Source organism: Streptomyces sp. NPDC097107, from assembly GCF_044762405.1.
In the GTDB taxonomy this organism is placed as follows: domain Bacteria; phylum Actinomycetota; class Actinomycetes; order Streptomycetales; family Streptomycetaceae; genus Streptomyces; species Streptomyces thinghirensis.
This window is the reverse complement of the sequence record NZ_JBIWEF010000001.1, coordinates 225754-242683: the sequence shown is the minus strand read 5'-3', so window position 1 is coordinate 242683 and position 16930 is coordinate 225754. Positions and strand designations below refer to the sequence as shown.

The window sequence follows — 16930 nt, the reverse complement described above, 5'->3', positions numbered from 1 at the left end:
CGGTGGGCCCCGTTCACTCGGTCGGGTGAACCGTTGCCGGGTGGGAACGGGTGTGCGGAGGCGGCCCGTTGGACGGGCATGGAGCTGAAAATGCGAGAGGGACACCAGGGGACGGGACCCGGAGCCATCACGCCCGACGGCTGCGCGGTCGAGCTCTATTCGAGGCTGCCCGCCGGAGCCGAGCCGGACATCGTCGCCGCAGCCGTGCCCGAGGGGGCGCGCATCCTGGAGCTGGGCAGTGGTGTGGGGCGCATGACCCATCCGCTGCTGGAGCGGGGGTTCGACGTGACCGCGGTGGACGAGTCCGCCGAGATGCTGGAGCACGTGCGCGGGGCGCGGACGATATGCGGCCCGATCGAGGACCTGGACCGGCTTCACCGTGCGCATCGTGTCGTCGGAGCCGGTCGGGGACGGCGTCAACGCGGTGCACGCGGAGTACGAGTTCCCGGACGCGGTATGGACACAGACGTTCCGGGCCCGGCCGCTGACCGAAAAACAGTTCGAGGAGGCCCTGGGGGAGGCAGGACTCGGCGTGGACCGGTATCTGACCGACGACGGGACGTGGGTGAGGGCGATTCCCGTGCCGGAGGTAGGGGATCGGCGATGAGTTCCGGGCGGGCGAGCGGTCTGAATACCTGACTGCATCACGGACCGCTCAGCTCAGGAGACCCTCATGTCCGAGACCACCGCCACCACTGCTTCCGGGACCGCCTCCACCGCCGCCACTGCTTCCGCGACCTCCGCGAGCCTCGCCACGTCGACCCGGGGGCGCGGCGCCCGGATCGCCCTACGGGCGGTGCAGGTGCTCCTCGCGCTGTTCTTCGCCGTCGCGAGCGCCGCGCCCAAGCTGGTCGCGCACTCTTCGGCGACGGACTCCTTCGCCGAGATGGGCTGGGGCAACGCGGGGATGTACGTCATCGGCGTCCTCGAACTGGCCGGGGCGATCGCCCTGTTCATTCCGGTGCTGCAGTCGGTGGCGGCGACGGCCCTGAGCGCGCTGATGGTGGGCGCGTTCGTCGTCCAGCTCACCTACTTCGACGGAGAGAACGCCGCGACACCGCTCATCCTGCTGGTGCCGCTCCTGGTCGTCGCCTGGGCCCGCCGCGGGCACAACGGGGAACTGCTCCGGCCGGCACGCCGCGGGCGGATCTGACCGGCCATGGCCGTGCGGGTGTTCAGGGCCTGTTCTCGGCATCCCGCCGGGCCTGGTTCAGGCCCTCCAGCCCGCGCAGGCGTTCCAGCTCGCGACGGTCCCGCTTGGTGGGGCGGCCGGCGCCGCGGTCGCGGATGCCGGCCGGGGCGACGGCCTCGCGGGGCGGGGGCGGCGGGGAGTTGTCGACGTAGCACTGGACGGCGACCGGGGCTCCGACGCGCTTGCGGATCAGCCGCTTCACGACGACTACGCGTTCCCGGCCCTCGTGCCGCAGGCGCACCTCGTCTCCGACGCGCAGTGAGTACGCGGGCTTCACCCGCTCGCCGTTCACCCGGACATGGCCGCCCTTGCAGGCGGTCGCGCCGAGGGAGCGGGTCTTGACGAGGCGGACGGCCCAGATCCAGCTGTCCACGCGGACGCTCCCGCCGTTCTGCGGCCCGGCCGCCTCGGCGGCGGCGATCGCGGCGGCGGTCTTCGGGTCCGGGGGCGGGGCCGCGGCAGCCGTACCGTCGATCCTGTCGTCGGTTTCGTCGTCGGCATTCGTGCCGGCCTTGGCCCCGGTGGTGTCCTGTGGGTCGGCCGTCCCACCGTTCCTGCCCTCGTCATGCTCGGAAGCCATGGCTCGACCCTAACCGTTCGGCCGGGCGAGAGGGACTCCTATTTCCGCGGTCCCGGAGCGGTCCCGGAGTGGTCGCGCGCTGTCGCGGTGGCCGGTGGCCGGTCGCCGGTGGCCGGTGGCCGGGGCCGAGAGCCGGGCACCAGGGCCCGTGGTCTTACGGTGGAGGCATGGACACCAGCGGCCTCTCCGTACTCGACCAGCGGATCGCGGGGTGCCGGGCCTGCCCGAGGCTGGTCGACTGGCGGGCGGAGGTGGCCCGTACCAAGCGGGCGGCCTTCGCCGACTGGACGTACTGGGGCCGGCCGGTGCCGGGCTTCGGTCCGCCGGACGCGCGTCTGCTGATCGTCGGGCTCGCCCCCGCGGCCCACGGCGGCAACCGCACCGGCCGGATGTTCACCGGTGACCGCTCCGGAGACGTGCTGTACCAGGCGTTGTACGACGTGGGTCTCGCCTCGCAGCCCACCGCGGTCTCCGCCGACGACGGCCTGGAACTGTACGGCGTGCGCGTCACCTCGCCGGTGCACTGCGCCCCGCCCGCCAACAAGCCCACCCCCACCGAACGCGACACCTGCCGCTCCTGGCTCGTCCAGGAACTGGGTCTGCTGCGGCCGACGCTGCGGGCCGTGGTGGTACTCGGCGCCTTCGGCTGGCAGGCGGCGCTGCCCGCGTTCGCCGAGGCGGGCTGGACGGTGCCCCGCCCCCGCCCCGCCTTCGCGCACGGCGCGCACGTCACGCTGGACGCCACCGAGGGGCCCGGCCTGCGTCTATTCGGCTGCTTCCACGTCAGCCAGCGCAACACCTTCACCGGCCGACTCACCCCCGAGATGCTCCGGGACGTGCTGCGCACGGCGGCCGGGACGGCGGGGCTGCCCAAGGCGTAGGGCCCACGGCGTAAAGGGGGTGAACGTCCCGGGCCGACGGCGTTACGGTGCCCCGATGGGCCTGTATCCGGAGATCGAACCGTACGACCACGGCATGCTCGATGTCGGTGACGGCAATCACGTCCACTGGGAAACCTGCGGAAACCCCCGCGGCAAACCCGCGCTGGTGCTGCACGGAGGGCCGGGGTCCCGCACCAGCCCCAACCTCAGACGGTACTTCGACCCGGCCGCCTACCGGATCGTGCTCCTCGACCAGCGCGGCGCCGGACGGTCGGTCCCTCCGGCGAGCGACCACGAGACCGACATGAGCGTCAACACGACCGCCCACGTCATGGCGGACCTGGAGCGACTGCGCGCCCACCTCGGCATCGAGCGGTGGCTGGTGTGGGGCGTGTCGTGGGGATCCATCCTGGGACTGCGGTACGCGCAGACGCACCCGGGAGTGGTGACCGAGCTGGTGCTGACCGGGGTGGCGACCGGCTCCAACGCCGAAGTGGCCCTCCTGACACGCGGGTTGGGGAAGCTCTTCCCCGACGCCCACGAGCGGTTCCTCGCCGAACTGCCAGTAGACGAACGCGACGGCGATACGGCCGCCGCGTACAACCGGCTGCTGGAGTCGCCCGACGCCGGAGTCCGGGCCCGGGCCGCACGCGCCTGGACCGACTGGGAGACGGCGATCATCCCCGCGCCGCCCCACTCGGTCGCCCGGTTCGAGGACCCGGAGTTCCGCATGGGCTTCGCACGAACCGTCACCCACTACTGGGGCAACGACCACTTCCTCGGTGACGGCAACGACGAGGGCGTCGTCCTGCGGGACGCGCACCTGCTGAAGGGCATCCCGGGCACCCTCGTGCAGGGCAGCCTCGACTTCGGCAACCTCCTCGGCGTCGTCTGGCGGCTCCACCACGCCTGGCCGGACAGCGAGCTGGTGGTCGTGGACGAGGCCGGGCACGACGCCGGAACGATGGGTGACGACGTGCTGGTGGCGGCCACGGACAGGTACGCGCGCGCCGATGCCTGACGGGTCTACGCGGGCGCCGATGCCTGATGGGTCTACGCGGGCGCCGATGCCTGATGGGTCTACGCGGGCGCCGATGCCTGACGGGTCTACGCGGGCGCCGATGCCTGACGGGTCTACGCGGGCGCCGATGCCTGACGGGCCGGTACGCGCGCGCCGATGCCTGACTAGCCGTGGGGCGCGTCCGGCCGTTCCACCCACGGCCGCGCCCGTGCCCTACGGCTCCCACACGTACCGCACGTCCGGCTCCCGCTCCTCGTTGCCGGCGCCGTCCGTCCACTGAACGGCCGTGAAGCCGTGCCGCTCGTAGAAGCGGTGCGCGGGCGCGTTGACCTGGAAGGTCCACAGCGAGAGCCCTTCGGGCCTGCGTTCCTTGGCGAGCGCGACGAACCGGTCCCCGATGCCGCGCCCGCGCCAGTCCGGGGCGAGGTACAACTGCGACAGCTCCCCCTCCTCCAGCACCATCACGCCGACGACATCGCGGCCGGCCGCCTCCGCCACCCACGTCTCGCGCAGGGGCACCAGCACATGGCCGAAGTAGTCCAGGACCTCTTCGTCGGCGCGGGGCCGGACCACGGTCGGCAGCGCGGTGGTGAACGAAGCCAGCCAGACGCCGGCCGCCGCACGCGCGTCGGCGGCCGCCGCCCGTCGCAGCACGACGGGCCCGTCTCCCTCCCGGTTCACGGACGTATCTCCTCCGGCACGACCGCCGTCGCCGTGATCTCCACCAGCTGACCCGGGTACCCGAGGCAGCTCACCCCGAGCAGCGTCGAGGAGTGCGGGCCCGTGCTGAGGCCGGACGCCTCGACGACCTCCCAGACGGCGGACAGCGCTGCGGTCTCGCCGCTGACCACGTACACGTCGGTCGAGAGAACGTGCCTCAACCCGCTCCCCACGGAGCGCAACTGCTCGGTGAGGTTGGCGATCACCTGCTCGGCCTGCCGGACGGGATCACCCTCACCGACCAGCTTCCCCTCCGCGTCGAGCGGAACGGACCCGGCGAGGAAGGCGAGCTTCGTCCCGGCCTCGACGACGGAGGCATGGGAGTAGGTGGGCGGCGGGAAAAGGCCCGGCACGGTGGCGCGCTGAATCACGTGGGCTCCTGGGACGGTGAAACGCCGACCTCCCGATCGTCCGTTCCGCGGCTCGTCCTCGCACCCGGTTTTCCCTCCACCGACAGCGCGAGCCACTGACAATGCCTCGTGCCGCCGGTCGCCCCCACGTACGCTTCCGGCGTCCGCCCGTGCCCGCGCCCACCCGTCAGGAGCCCGCAGCAGTGCCCTCCCTCACGGACCAGGCCTTCCTCGACACCACCGCCGACCGCCTCGCCGCCCTGCCCGACGTCCGGGCGGTGACCCTCGGCGGCTCCCGGGCCCAGGGCACCCACGGGCCCGACAGCGACTGGGACCTGGCCGTCTACTACCGGGGCGCCTTCGACCCGGACGGTGTCCGTGCCCTCGGCTGGGCGGGGGAGGTCTCCGAGGTCGGCGCATGGGGCGGCGGTGTCTTCAACGGAGGCGCCTGGCTGACGATCGACGGACGCCGGGTCGACCTGCACTACCGCGACCTCGACGTGGTCGAGCACGAGGTGTCGGAGGCCGAGGCGGGACGCTTCGGCGTCGAGCCGCTGATGTTCCACCTCGCGGGCATCCCGACGTACCTCGTGGTCGCGGAGCTCGCGATCAACGAGGTGCTGCGCGGCGAACTGCCCCGCCCCGCCTACCCCGAGGCCCTCCGTGCCACCGCCCCCGAGCGCTGGCACGGCGCGGCCACGGCCACCCTCGCCCACGCCAGGGCCGGCCACGCGCCCAAGGGCGCCGTCACGCAGGTCGCCGGCGCGATCGCCCTGGCCGCGACACAGACGGCGCACGCGGTACTGGCGGCACGGGGGGAGTGGGTCACCAACGAGAAGGGGGTGGTGCGACGGGCCGGGCTGGGCGGGGCCGCAGGGGTCGACGGGCTGCTGGCGGAGCTGACACCCGGGCCGGAGGCCCTGGCGCGGTCGGTCACGGACACCGAGGCACTCCTGTGCGAGGCCGTGGAAGGGGCCCGGGGAGGCCAGGTCCGCCGCGAGGGGCGGGAACGAGGTACGGCCTGATCGCGTTGACGAGGCGCGGCCTGATTGCGTTCATAAAGGATGCGCCGTTCCGGCCGACCGTCACATCCCCGAAACACGTTTGTCCTCCGTCCTCCAGGAAAACGCCTTAGCGTGGGCACCACACACCGTCCCACCGCACCGCCAGACATACCGCACCGCCCGACTCCGCACAGCCCGGCCACCGTCGCCCGAAGGCTCACCCCCGCCCTCGACCAGACGACAGGAGCCCCGCGCCCCGTGTCCCGCACCGTCCGCCCCGCACGCCGAGTCGGCCTCTCGCTTCCGCCCTGGATCGCCCACGCCCTGAGAGCCCAGCGCGGGCCCGTGCCCTGGAGCGCGGTGACCCGGGGTGCGCTGGCCGGCGGGCCCCTGCTGCTCGCCGCCGTGCTCGCCGACCGGGCCTCTCTGGGAGTTGTCGCCGCCATCGCCGCCATGCTGGCCGGCATCAACGACCGGCCGGGCAGCCGCCGTACCTCCGTGCGGCGCATCGGCGTTCCCGCGCTCGCCGGGGCCGTCGGGCTGCTCATCGGTACGTACGCCGGGCAGCACCTCGGAGCCGTACCGCTGACCCTGGTGCTGACCGGGCTCGGAATGGTCGCCGGAGGCGTCAGCGCCGCCGGAACCGTGGGCTCCGGGGCCGGGACGCAACTGCTGGTCACCAGCGCCGTCGGGGCCGGGATGCCGCTGCCCGAGCCCGGGTGGCAGAGCGTGCTGGCCTTCCTCGCCGGCGCCGGATGGCTGCTCGCGCTGCGGCTCGTCCTGCCCACACCCGGCTCCCTCACCGGGGACTCCCGCCTCGGCTCCCGTCTCGGCACCCGCCTCGGCACCCGCCTCGATTCCCGTCTCGGCACCCGCCTCGGCACCCGTCTCGGCACCCGCCTCGGCACCCGTCTCGACTCCCGTCTCGGCACCCGCCTCGACTCCCGCCTCGGCACCCGTCTCGGCACCCGTCTCGGCACCCGCCTCGACTTCCGCTTCGACGGGGAGCGGGCGGCCGTCGCCGACGTCTACGACGCCGTGGCCGCGCTCCTGGACGCGGCCGGCACAGAGCAGGCCGGTGCCCGCCGGGCCGCGCTCACCGCCGCCCTCGACCACGCGCAGGACGCGCTCGCCGGGCCCCGGCTGCGGCGCTACGCCTCGTCCGCGGCCGAACGGCGGCTGCACGCCCAGTACGCCGCCGCGTTGCCGCTCGGCGAGGCCGCGACCGCCCTCGCGTGGGCCGAGCAGGCCGTCCCCGCGCGGGCCTCGGAGGGGCCCCGGAGGTTGGCGGCGGCCGTCCGCGGCAGCGTCCACGCGGGACCGTTGCCCGCACCCACCCGCACCGAGCCCGCCCTGCGCGCCCTGGACGACGCCCTGCTGCACGCCGCGGAGGCCTTCGACCGGGGCAGGGGCCGGGACCTGCACACCCGCAGGCGGTCGGTCGCCTCCCTGGCCCGCACCGTCCTCGGCGCGGGCGGACGGGAGTACGGGCTGCGCGTCGGCCTGTGCTTCGGCGCCAGTGCCGCCGTCGCCCAGGCACTGCACCACGGCCACTGGTACGGGTCCCACCAGCACTGGTACTGGCTGCCCGCCACCGCCGTCTTCCTCGTCAAGCCCGACCTCGGCCCGCTCGTCTCCCGGGTGCTGTGCCGGGCGGCCGGGACCGTTTCGGGGGCGCTCGTCTTCGCCGGGTTCGCCGCCGTGCTGCCGCGGCCGGAAGGGCTCGTCGCGCTCGTCGCCCTCTGCGGTGCCCTGGTGCCGGTCGCCGCGCGGCACTTCGCCGCCCAGACCACCGTCGTCACCGTCCTCGTCCTCGCGCTGGTCATGGTCGGCGGCGAACCGCAGGCCTCCGTCAGCCGCATCGGCGAGACACTGCTGGCCTGCGCGATCGTCCTGGTCGTCGGGCATCTGCCGCTGCCGGGACAGCGGGGCGGCGGCATCCGTGCCCGGATCGACGTCGCCGACGCCGCGGCCCACGCCTACCTCGCCCACGTACTGAGCGAGTCCGGTGACCGCGCCGCCCGGTGGAAACTGCGCCGCGAGGCGTACCGCACGCTCGCCGAGGCCCGCGCCGCGATCGCCCTCGCCGCCGCGGAACTGCCCGCCCTCGCCCGGCACTCGGAGGGCGCGGACGAGGTCGCCGCCGTCCTCGAACGGCTCGTCGACACCACCACCGCGTGCGCCGTGCACCTCGACGACACCGGCCGGCTCACGCCCCGCCACACCGACCGCCTCGCCGGACTGCGGGACGAACTCGCCGAGCGGCGCGGGCGTGTGGGGCGGCACCGTACGTTGGCGTGATGACGCCTTCTTCCCATGAGAGCCGTGCGAAGCCCGCCGATCTCGTCATCACCGGCTGCACCGTCCTCGTGCACGACGAACGGGAGCGGATCGGCTTCCAGGAGGACGCGGCCGTCGTCGTACGGGACGGAGTCGTCGACTCCGTGACGACCGCCGGCGCCGGGCAGGGCATCGCGGCAGTCGACCGCATCGACGCACGCGGCCAGGCCGCCCTCCCCGGGCTGATCAACTGCCATACGCACGCGCCGATGGTCGCCCTGCGGGGCCTCGCCGAGGATCTGCCCACCGATGAGTGGTTCAACGACGTCGTCTGGCCCGTCGAGTCCAACCTCACCGACCGCGACGTGGAACTGGGGGCCCGGCTCGCCTGCGCCGAGATGATCCGCGCGGGCGTGACGACGTTCGCGGACCACTACTTCGCCATGGACGCCGTCGCCGCCGTGGTCGCCGAGTGCGGGATGCGGGCGCTGCTGGGCCAGGCGTACTTCTCCTCGCAAGGACCCGAAGGGCGTGAGGCGTCGCTGGAGTTCGCGTTGCGACACCGGGGCTCCGCGGACGGCCGGATCACGACCGCCCTCGCCCCGCACGCCCCCTACACCGTGACCGACGCCGACCTCGCCGCCACCGCCGGACTCGCCCGTGACCACGGCCTGCCCGTGCACCTCCACGCCGCCGAGAACCGCGACCAGACCGACACCAGCATCGCCCGGCACGGGGCCACCCCCATCGAGACCCTGGAACGCACCGGCATCCTCGGCACCGACGTGCTCATCGCACACGGCACCGGCATCGTCGAGACCGATCTGCCGCTCCTCGCGCGCGCGGGCGGCCGAACGGCCGTGGCGACCGCGCCACGCGGCTACCTCAAGTTCGCCTGGCCCACCACCACACCCGTGCGCGCCCTGCGCGACATCGGCGTCCCCGTGGGGCTCGCCACCGACGGCGCCGCATCCAACAACTCCCTGGACGTGTGGGAGTCGATGGCGCTCACCTCCCTCATCCAGAAGTCCACCGAGGGCGACCCCCGCTGGCTGACCTCACGTCAGGCCCTGCACCACGCCACCCTGCAGAGCGCCCGCGCGGTCGGCCTCGGCGACGCCGTCGGCCGCATCGCGCCGGGGCGGCGCGCCGACCTCGTCCTCGTCGACCTCACCGGCCCGCACACCCAGCCCGTGCACGACCTCGCCGCCACCCTGGTGCACAGCGCACGGTCCGCGGACGTGCGCACGACGATCGTCGACGGGCGCGTCCTCATGCGGGACCGCGAGCTGCTGACCCTCGACGTCCCCGCGGTGGTGCGGGAACTCGGAGAGCGGCTGCCCGCCCTGACCGACCGCGGCCACGGCCGGCGCGTCCAGGAGTACGACGCCTGACGTACGACACCTGAACACCGAGGCCGGCGGCGTCCCGGTGGCGTTCCGGCGGCGCTCCGGTGGCGTTCCGAAAAAGAATCTTCCCGAGCCGCGATGAGTTCCGCTCCGCCCGTCGGTCAGCACCTCCGACGGACCGTCGTGTGTCGCACCGGAGGAGCTGGATCCCATGTCGTTGCCCGAGATCGTCCCCCGCGCGGACTGGCGCGCGGCGCGCGAGGCGTTACTGGCCAAGGAGAAGGCCGCGACACGCGCGCGTGACGCGCTCAACGCCGAGCGGCGCGGGCTGCCCATGGTGGAGGTCGACAAGGAGTACGTGTTCGAGGGCGGCGACGGCAAGGCCACGCTGCTCGACCTCTTCGAGGGACGCGACCAGCTCGTCGTCCACCACTTCATGTTCGCGCCCGAGTGGGAGGCCGGCTGCCGCAGCTGCTCGGCGTTCCTGGACCAGATCGGACACCTCGCGCACCTGAGGGCGCGCGGTACGTCGTTCGCGGCCGTGTCCCGGGCGCCGTACCCGCGGATCCTTCCGTTCAAGGCGCGGATGGGCTGGTCGCTGCCCTGGTACTCGTCGTACGTCAGCGACTTCAACACCGACTTCGAGGTGACCCTCGAACACGGGGGCGAGCTGGTCGAGCGGCCCGGGCTCAGCTGCTTCCTGCGGGACCGCGGCCGGGTCTTCCACACCTACTCGACGTACGAACGCGGCCTCGACGGACTCGGCTCGACCACCAGCCTGCTCGACCTGACCGCTCTCGGCCGGCAGGAGCAGTGGGAGAAACCCGAGGGACGCGCGTCGGCGCTTGGTGCGCCTGCGGGGAGCGAGAGAATCCGCTACCACGACGAGTACGAGGACTGACACGCACCGTAGCGAAGGGGGCCGAACGGCTGAGACGCCGCTCACCCTTTGCGGTGAACGAGTGTCAACTATGTCTCAGTACCATCACTCCACGAGGCGATCGCTCCATGGTTGGCGTTTAACTCTACGAGTACAGCGCTACATGGAGGTGCAGGGTGAACGGGCGAACGGTGCTCGAACGCTTTCCCGCCGGCGGGCCGCGTGGTTCCTGGCCGGCGGAGGAGTTCGCGAACGCGCGGCGTCTGGAGGGCCTGCCCGCCGAGGTCGTCATGGACCTCGCCACGGACATGTTCCTGGTCATCGTCCGCGCCGGCGACGCCGCCGGTGACGTGGCCGCCTGACGGACGGGAGCGGACCTGACGTCAGCCCGCCTTCGGAGCGGGCACCGGCGCCCTGGTGAACTGTTCCGCCTGGAGGGAGTAGAGCTCCGCGTACACGCCACCGGTGGCCAGCAGCTCGTCCGGTGTCCCGGACTCCACGAGCCGGCCCTGATCGAGGACGTGCACCAGGTCGGCGTGACGCACGGACGCCAGCCGGTGGGTGATCAGGACGACCGTCTGCCCGCTGCCGGCCAGGGCGCGGATCTTCTCGAAGACCTCCAGCTCGGCCCGGGCGTCCAGGGCCGCCGTCGGCTCGTCCACGATGAGGATGCGGCCCTGCCGGTACGCCGCGCGGGCGATCCCGACCCGCTGCCACTGGCCGCCGGACAGCTCGTGGCCGCCGCTGAAGTTGCGGGCCAGCAGGGTGTCCAGGCCGCGCGGCAGGTCCGCGACCACCTCCTCGGCCCCGGCCTCGGCGACCGCCGCGGCCACCCGGTCGTCGCCGAGCGGCATCGAGGAGCGCCCCACCGCGACGTTCACCCGCGCGGTGAACGGCCACCGCTTGAAGTCCTGCGCCACCATCGCGACGCGTTCGGCGAGCGCGTGCCGGTCCGCCGTCGCCGCGTCGACGCCGTCCCACGTGATGCGGCCCCGGTCCGGGGTGTACAACCCGGCGAGCAGTTTCACCAGCGTCGTCTTGCCCGAGCCGTTCTCGCCGACGAGCGCCACGATCCGGCCCAGCGGCAGAGAGAGCGTCACGTCGTCGAGCGCCGGGCGGGTGGCGTCACCCGGATAGCGGAACGTGACGTTCTCGAAGCGGATCTCCTTCGGGTCCTCCGGTAGCGCGGCGCCGCCCACCGGAATGGCCCGGTCGGCCGCCTCCACGTGCAGCCGCTCCAGGTCGCCGACGAACAGGGCCTCCTCGTGGAGCGCGTTGACCTCCACGACCAGGGTGCCGAGGCTCTGCGAACCGGTGCGGATGGCGATTACAGCCGTCCCCGCCACCGCCAGGGACATCGCTCCGCCCAGCAGCAGCCCGCCGAGCGTCGCGTACGTCGCCGCGGTGGCCAGCCCGGTCCACGCCGCCGCGATCAGCCCCGTACGCGCCGCCAGCCGGGCCAGCCGGGCCTGCTCCGCCTCGGCGGTCTCCGACATCGCGCGGAAGTGCCGCAGCAGGAACGGGCCCACCCCGTGCACCCGGATCTCCGGGGCCGCGGCCGGTTCGATGAGCAGACTGCCCAGCAGCCGCCCCGCGCGTTCGTGCTGCACCCAGGCGTGGAACGACTCGTACCGGCGGCGGGCGAGGGTCAGCGCGCTCCAGGCGCTCGGCAGGGTCATCGTCGCCAGCAGCGGCAGCAGCGCCGGATGCAGCACGGTCAGGACGCCGGCTGCCGCGATCAGCGAGATCATCGCGTTCACCACGCGCGTGCCGTACATGATCATGCGCCGTGCGGAGGCCGCGCCGTACTGGGCGGTGTCCAGCAGCTTGTGGAAGGCGTGGTCCTCGATCGCGGACAGCTCCACGGCCGCCGCCCGCTCCAGGTACCGCTCGGTGGCCACCCGCTCCACCTTGGGCTCCAGCCGTCCGGTGGCGTACGTGGAGGCCGCCCGCAGCAACGCCGCGAGCAGCATCACCGCCGCTACGGTGACCAGCGCCGGGACCGCTGCGCGCAGACGTTCCTCGATGGGCCCGGCGGCCATCAGTCCGGCCAGCACGCTGTTGACCGCGAGCAGACTGACCGCCTGTGCCAGACCCCGGCCCACCTCGGCGGTCAGTACGGTCCGCGCCGCCTGCGGGTCGGCCTGCCGGGCGAGCCGGAGGCTGGACGACAGCAGGGACGGCAGCCGGGTCAGCATCGCCCGGAAGCCCAGCTCCAGAAACGCGTCGGCGTGCTGGTTCCACCCCATGTCGTAGCGCAGCGGACCGCCGAAGAGCAGCCGCTCCGACTCCGACACCCCGGCTGCCTCCGTGCCGCCCTTCCTGCGCACCGTCTGCCTCCCCATCGTGGACCGACGGCCACTATCGCGGGGGCGGGACGCCTACGGGCAGGGCGTGGACGGGGGAGGCCGGGGCGCGCGGGTGCACGCCCGGCCGGAGGAAGCCGGAAGGGGGCGTGCGGGGCGGAGCCGGGGGAGCGAAGAAGGACGGGAGGGCGCGGCGGCGCCTATGCGCTCACCTGCCGCGACCACGTCGGCGTCGTGTTCGTCAGCCGGCACAGTGCCAGGTAGAGCGGGATGGGCGGGGTGTAGGGGACCGTGCCGTCCGGGCGGTGGATGAGGCCCGGCAGGCCCGGGGTGTCGGGTACGACGGCGCCCGTGGCGTACCGCGCGGGCGCGGGCCACTCCAGTGCGTAGTCGGAATCGGACGGGACGATCCACCACCAGTGCGCGTCGTCGGCGTAGACGCAGCCCACGCGCGGCAGCCGGGGCAGCACCAGCGGGCCGAAGCGGGCGGGCACCGCCACCGCGTCGCAGCCCAGCGGGGCCGTCATGCCGTCCGGCACGGGCAGCCGCCGGGGCGTCGCGGAAGGCGCTCCGTGGGTGGTCAGTCCGCGCTGCAGGCGGACCAGGGTGTCCAGACCGAGCGGTCGGATGCCGGACGCAGCCCTCATAGCCATTCGGTCCCCGTTCCGCGGCGCGCCTTTCGGCGGCGTCCCTCCGCCTCGCCCTCGTCACCCGTGCCGTCGGCGGGGCCGGGCTTCGGGCGGGCGCCCCAGCCCAGGTCGTTGTGGGGCTCCGACGGGTCGCGCGGCCCGTCGGCCTTGCGCGGTAGCTCGGCCCAGACCAGCAGCCCGGGCCCGGGCCCGTGCTCATGGGCGCCCCAGGCGTCGCACAGGGCGTCCACGAGAAGCAGTCCCCTGCCGTGTTCGTCGTCGGGCTGCCGGCCGGCCGAGGGGTGGGGCTGGCCGGGAGCGCAACCCTCGTCGCGCACGGCTATGCGGACCAGGTCGGCGCCGTCGTGCAGCTCGCACACTATGTGCCTGCTCGCGGTGTGCACGATCGCGTTGGTCACCAGTTCGGAGACGACCAGGGCCGCGGTGTCGCAGATGTCCTCGCACACCGACCAGCCGTTCAGCCGGGCCCGTGTCAGGCGTCTGGCCTGTGCGGGAGAACCCGGATGTGCGGCCAGCTCGAAACGGAACCGGCGCTCGGCAGCGGCGGCCCCCGAAGGGCCGGCTCCCATGGCGGCACCGAGGCCCAGGGAGCCCGCGGTGGCATCTGTTCCCAAGGGCGCGGACGGAATCACGCTTGCCACTATCGCCCCGCCGTGAACACTTGGCAAGAGTCACTCTGAAAAATGCAGAGTGCTGTGTGACGGTCTGGACGGCCGTGGCACACTGCTCGCAACAGCACGACGAGCGGCGCCACTTCAGATCCCCGAATGCCTGCCCAGACATTCGAACGGGTCTTCGAATGGCGCCGCCGGGCTGTCCGCACAAGGGCACAGGGACTCTTCGGGACTCTTCAGGAGGTGGGCGGTGAGCGAGCCGCGGTCCGCGCCGACGGTCGGCCAGGTCGTCCTCGGGCGGCGCCTGCTGGACCTCCGGGAGCGCGCCGGTCTCAAGCGCGAGGAAGCCGCCCGCATCCTGCGCGTCGCCCCCGCCACGGTCCGCCGCATGGAGATGGCCGAGGTCGCCTTCAAGATCCCGTACCTCCAGCTCCTGCTGAAGGCCTACGGCATCGGAGACGACGAGGCCGACGCCTTCGTGCGGCTTGCCGAGGACGCCAACAAGCCCGGATGGTGGCAGCGCTTCCACGACATCCTGCCGGGCTGGTTCTCCATGTACGTCAGCCTGGAGGGCGCGGCCGTCCTGATCCGCTCCTACGAGCCCCACTTCGTCCCCGGACTGATGCAGACCGAGGACTACGCGCGTGGTGTGCTCCGCTCGGGAGCCATCGGGCAGACCCGGCCCGACGACATCGAGCGCCACGTCGACCTGCGCATGCGACGCCAGGAACTGCTCACCCGTAAGGACGCGCCCAGGCTGTGGGTCGTCATGGACGAGACCGCGCTGCGCCGCCCCGTCGGAGGCCCGGAGGTGATGCGTGCACAGATCGACAGGCTGCTCGAGGCAACGAAGCTGCCCAATGTGACGCTGCAGGTCGCCCCGTTCTCAGGCGGGCCGCACCCGGGCACGTACGGGCCCTTCGTGCTGTTCCGATTCGCCATGCCGGAACTGCCGGACATGGTCTACAGCGAGTACCTGACCGGCGCCGTCTACCTCGACGCGCGTGCCGAGGTGGCGACCCACCTCGAGGTCATGGACCGCATGGCGGCGCAGGCCGCCACGGCACATCGCACGAAGGAGATCCTCCGGGATCTCCGCAAGGAGCTGTGAATGAACCGCATCAAACCCCAGCGCTCGCCACGGACCCGCAGCGAGCGGATCTACAACGGCATGCCCGCCCGTGAGCTGGGCAGCGAGGGCTGGCACAAGCCGTGGAGCGGCGGCAACGGGGGCAACTGCCTGGAAGCGATGAAGCTTTCCGACGGCCGGATCGCGGTACGTCAGTCCACCGACCCCGACGGCCCCGCGCTGATCTACACCTCCGCCGAGATGACGGCCTTCATCGAGGGAGCCAAGGCGGGAGAGGCGGACTTCCTGCTGTCCTGAGACGACCGCCCTGTTGATTGTTGCTGTTGATTGTTGTTCTTAAGCTGCTTGGCACTGAGTTGATCACCTATTGCGAACACTCGACACTCGTGAGCACTGATACGCGGGCCGTGACCCGGGCGTGACCCGTGACCGGTAGGACGCCGTGATCCGATGGATGACCGGCCGGGCAGCGGTGGGTGTGTTCAGACCGTCATCGGCCGGCCGTACGGGCCGACCGGTGCCGGCAGCCGTGTGCTGCCGCCCGACAGAAGGCGGTCGACGGCCGCCGCCACCGCCCGCCCCTCCGCGATCGCCCACACGATCAGCGACTGCCCTCGTGCCGCGTCCCCGGCGGCGAACACACCCGGGACGTTGGTCGCGAAGCCCCGGTCCCGGGCGATCGTGCCACGGGGCTCCAGTTCCAGCCCCAGCCCCTCGACGAGCCCGTCCTCCCGGTCCGGCCCGGAGAAGCCCAGAGCGAGGAGGACGAGGTCCGCGCGGAGCGACCGGTCGGTGCCGGGCAGCGGACGGCGCCCGGCGTCCACACCGACCAGGTGCAGCGACCGCACATGCCCCTGCGAGTCACCGGTGAGCCGGAGCGTGGACGCGGCGAAGAGCCGCGCGTCGGCGTCCGCCGCCGGCGCGGACCGCAGGTCGCGTGCCTCCTCGTGCGCGGCCGACAGCCGGTACAGCCGCGGATACGTCGGCCAGGGCTCGGCCTCCTCGTCGCGGTCCCCGCCGGGCTGCGCGTAGATGTCCAGCTGGGTCACGGACGCGGCCCCCTCCCGCACCGCGGTACCGAGACAGTCCGCGCCCGTGTCGCCACCGCCGACGATGACGACGTGCAGGCCGGCGGCCGACAGCGGGGAGCCTTCCAGGTCGCCCTCGCACACCCGGTTGGCCAGCGGCAGATACTCCATCGCCTGATGGACACCGGCCAGCTCGCGGCCGGGCACCGCCAGTTCCCGCCACGCGGTCGCGCCGGTGGCGACCACCACCGCGTCGTAGCGGGCCCGCAACTCGCCGGCGGCCACGTCCCGCCCCACCGCCGTCGACGTACGGAACTTCGTCCCCTCGGCCCGCATCTGGTCGACGCGCCGCTCCAGGTGCCGTTTCTCCATCTTGAACTCGGGGATGCCGTACCGCATCAGCCCCCCGACCCGGTCGTCCCGCTCGTAGACCGCGACCGTGTGCCCGGCCCGGGTCAGCTGCTGCGCCGCCGCTAACCCGGTGGGCCCCGAACCGACCACCGCCACCGTCCGCCCGGACAGCCGGTCCGGCGGGCGCGGCGGGGTGAAACCCTCCTCCCAGGCCTTGTCGGCGATCGCGCACTCGACGTTCTTGATGGTGACGGCCGGCTGATTGATGGCGAGCACACAGCCGGCCTCGCACGGTGCGGGGCACAACCGGCCGGTGAACTCGGGGAAGTTGTTCGTGGCGTGCAGCCGCTCGCTCGCCGCCCTCCAGTCCGCCCGGGAGACCAGGTCGTTCCACTCCGGGATCAGGTTGCCGAGCGGGCAGGCTTCGTGGCAGAAGGGGACGCCGCAGTCCATACAGCGGTCGGCCTGGGCGTCGATGATCGGCAGCAGCGCCCCCGGCACGTGGACCTCGTGCCAGTCCCGGACCCGTTCCTCGGCCGGCCTGCGGGGCCACTCCTCGCGGGGCGTGGTCAGGAATCCCTTGGGATCGGCCATGGCCGTCTTCCTTGCGTGCGGGTGGCAGGCCGTGCGTCGT

17 protein-coding genes and 1 pseudogene are annotated in these 16930 nt (G+C 73.1%); 11 read left to right on the top strand and 7 right to left on the bottom strand.

Features of this window, described 5'->3' with window-relative positions; all coding sequences use genetic code 11:
* Positions 1 to 90 precede the first annotated feature (90 nt).
* A pseudogene (locus ACIQ1J_RS01180) lies at positions 91 to 607 on the top strand (class I SAM-dependent methyltransferase).
* Between the two features lie 66 nt (positions 608 to 673).
* Entirely contained in the window at positions 674 to 1153 is a 480-nt protein-coding gene (locus ACIQ1J_RS01175; protein ID WP_403553030.1) for a DoxX family protein, read from the top strand.
* 22 nt (positions 1154 to 1175) lie between these two features.
* Here the strand turns inward: ACIQ1J_RS01175 and ACIQ1J_RS01170 are convergent, their stop codons facing one another.
* Complete coding sequence (locus ACIQ1J_RS01170) at positions 1176 to 1772, bottom strand: RNA-binding S4 domain-containing protein (RefSeq protein WP_403553029.1); 597 nt, start codon at positions 1770 to 1772, stop codon at positions 1176 to 1178.
* A 167-nt stretch (positions 1773 to 1939) separates the two neighbouring features.
* Here ACIQ1J_RS01170 and ACIQ1J_RS01165 point away from each other — a divergent pair, with 167 nt between their 5' ends.
* Together ACIQ1J_RS01165 and pip are read left to right on the top strand one after the other, a co-directional pair.
* On the top strand, positions 1940 to 2653 hold the full coding sequence (locus tag ACIQ1J_RS01165) for a uracil-DNA glycosylase (protein WP_403553027.1): 714 nt from the start codon (positions 1940 to 1942) through the stop codon (positions 2651 to 2653).
* Positions 2654 to 2708: 55 nt separating this feature from the next.
* The gene (gene pip / locus ACIQ1J_RS01160; protein WP_403553024.1) at positions 2709 to 3674 is read left to right on the top strand and encodes a prolyl aminopeptidase; all 966 of its coding nucleotides are present in this window, start codon (positions 2709 to 2711) and stop codon (positions 3672 to 3674) included.
* Positions 3675 to 3887: 213 nt separating this feature from the next.
* Here pip and ACIQ1J_RS01155 read toward each other — a convergent pair whose 3' ends face one another.
* Together ACIQ1J_RS01155 and ACIQ1J_RS01150 are read right to left on the bottom strand one after the other, a co-directional pair.
* Positions 3888 to 4355, bottom strand: coding sequence for a GNAT family N-acetyltransferase (locus ACIQ1J_RS01155; protein WP_403553022.1), 468 nt, complete (start codon positions 4353 to 4355; stop codon positions 3888 to 3890).
* On the bottom strand, positions 4352 to 4765 hold the full coding sequence (locus tag ACIQ1J_RS01150) for a RidA family protein (protein ID WP_403553020.1): 414 nt from the start codon (positions 4763 to 4765) through the stop codon (positions 4352 to 4354). The genes ACIQ1J_RS01155 and ACIQ1J_RS01150 overlap by 4 nt, the downstream gene beginning before the upstream one ends.
* 182 nt (positions 4766 to 4947) lie before the next feature.
* On the opposite strand from ACIQ1J_RS01150, the gene ACIQ1J_RS01145 reads away from it, so the two are divergent.
* From ACIQ1J_RS01145 to ACIQ1J_RS01125, 5 genes are all read left to right on the top strand, one after another.
* Entirely contained in the window at positions 4948 to 5769 is an 822-nt protein-coding gene (locus ACIQ1J_RS01145; RefSeq protein WP_403553018.1) for a nucleotidyltransferase domain-containing protein, read from the top strand.
* A gap of 237 nt (positions 5770 to 6006) precedes the next feature.
* Positions 6007 to 8049, top strand: coding sequence for an FUSC family protein (locus tag ACIQ1J_RS01140; protein ID WP_403553016.1), 2043 nt, complete (start codon positions 6007 to 6009; stop codon positions 8047 to 8049).
* On the top strand, positions 8049 to 9422 hold the full coding sequence (locus ACIQ1J_RS01135; protein WP_403553014.1) for an amidohydrolase: 1374 nt from the start codon (positions 8049 to 8051) through the stop codon (positions 9420 to 9422). The genes ACIQ1J_RS01140 and ACIQ1J_RS01135 overlap by 1 nt, the downstream gene beginning before the upstream one ends.
* 166 nt (positions 9423 to 9588) lie before the next feature.
* Positions 9589 to 10278, top strand: coding sequence for a DUF899 domain-containing protein (locus ACIQ1J_RS01130; protein WP_403553012.1), 690 nt, complete (start codon positions 9589 to 9591; stop codon positions 10276 to 10278).
* Positions 10279 to 10433: 155 nt separating this feature from the next.
* Positions 10434 to 10619: a hypothetical protein gene (locus ACIQ1J_RS01125; RefSeq protein ID WP_121746457.1), complete on the top strand. Its 186-nt coding sequence runs from the start codon at positions 10434 to 10436 to the stop codon at positions 10617 to 10619.
* Positions 10620 to 10640: 21 nt separating this feature from the next.
* Here ACIQ1J_RS01125 and ACIQ1J_RS01120 read toward each other — a convergent pair whose 3' ends face one another.
* The 3 genes from ACIQ1J_RS01120 to ACIQ1J_RS01110 all read right to left on the bottom strand — a co-directional run bounded on the left by ACIQ1J_RS01120 (position 10641) and on the right by ACIQ1J_RS01110 (position 13854).
* Positions 10641 to 12602, bottom strand: coding sequence for an ABC transporter ATP-binding protein (locus ACIQ1J_RS01120; protein WP_403553010.1), 1962 nt, complete (start codon positions 12600 to 12602; stop codon positions 10641 to 10643).
* Between the two features lie 161 nt (positions 12603 to 12763).
* A complete protein-coding gene (locus ACIQ1J_RS01115; RefSeq protein WP_210959156.1) occupies positions 12764 to 13210 on the bottom strand; it encodes a hypothetical protein in 447 nt (148 codons plus the stop codon).
* The gene (locus ACIQ1J_RS01110) at positions 13207 to 13854 is read right to left on the bottom strand and encodes an ATP-binding protein (RefSeq protein ID WP_403553008.1); all 648 of its coding nucleotides are present in this window, start codon (positions 13852 to 13854) and stop codon (positions 13207 to 13209) included. Before ACIQ1J_RS01110 ends, ACIQ1J_RS01115 begins: the two co-directional genes overlap by 4 nt.
* 223 nt (positions 13855 to 14077) lie before the next feature.
* On the opposite strand from ACIQ1J_RS01110, the gene ACIQ1J_RS01105 reads away from it, so the two are divergent.
* Both ACIQ1J_RS01105 and ACIQ1J_RS01100 read left to right on the top strand, forming a co-directional pair.
* On the top strand, positions 14078 to 14938 hold the full coding sequence (locus ACIQ1J_RS01105) for a helix-turn-helix transcriptional regulator (RefSeq protein WP_210959158.1): 861 nt from the start codon (positions 14078 to 14080) through the stop codon (positions 14936 to 14938).
* A complete protein-coding gene (locus ACIQ1J_RS01100; RefSeq protein WP_210959159.1) occupies positions 14939 to 15214 on the top strand; it encodes a DUF397 domain-containing protein in 276 nt (91 codons plus the stop codon).
* A gap of 185 nt (positions 15215 to 15399) precedes the next feature.
* Here ACIQ1J_RS01100 and ACIQ1J_RS01095 read toward each other — a convergent pair whose 3' ends face one another.
* Positions 15400 to 16890: a glutamate synthase subunit beta gene (locus ACIQ1J_RS01095; protein ID WP_403553005.1), complete on the bottom strand. Its 1491-nt coding sequence runs from the start codon at positions 16888 to 16890 to the stop codon at positions 15400 to 15402.
* Positions 16891 to 16930 lie beyond the last annotated feature (40 nt).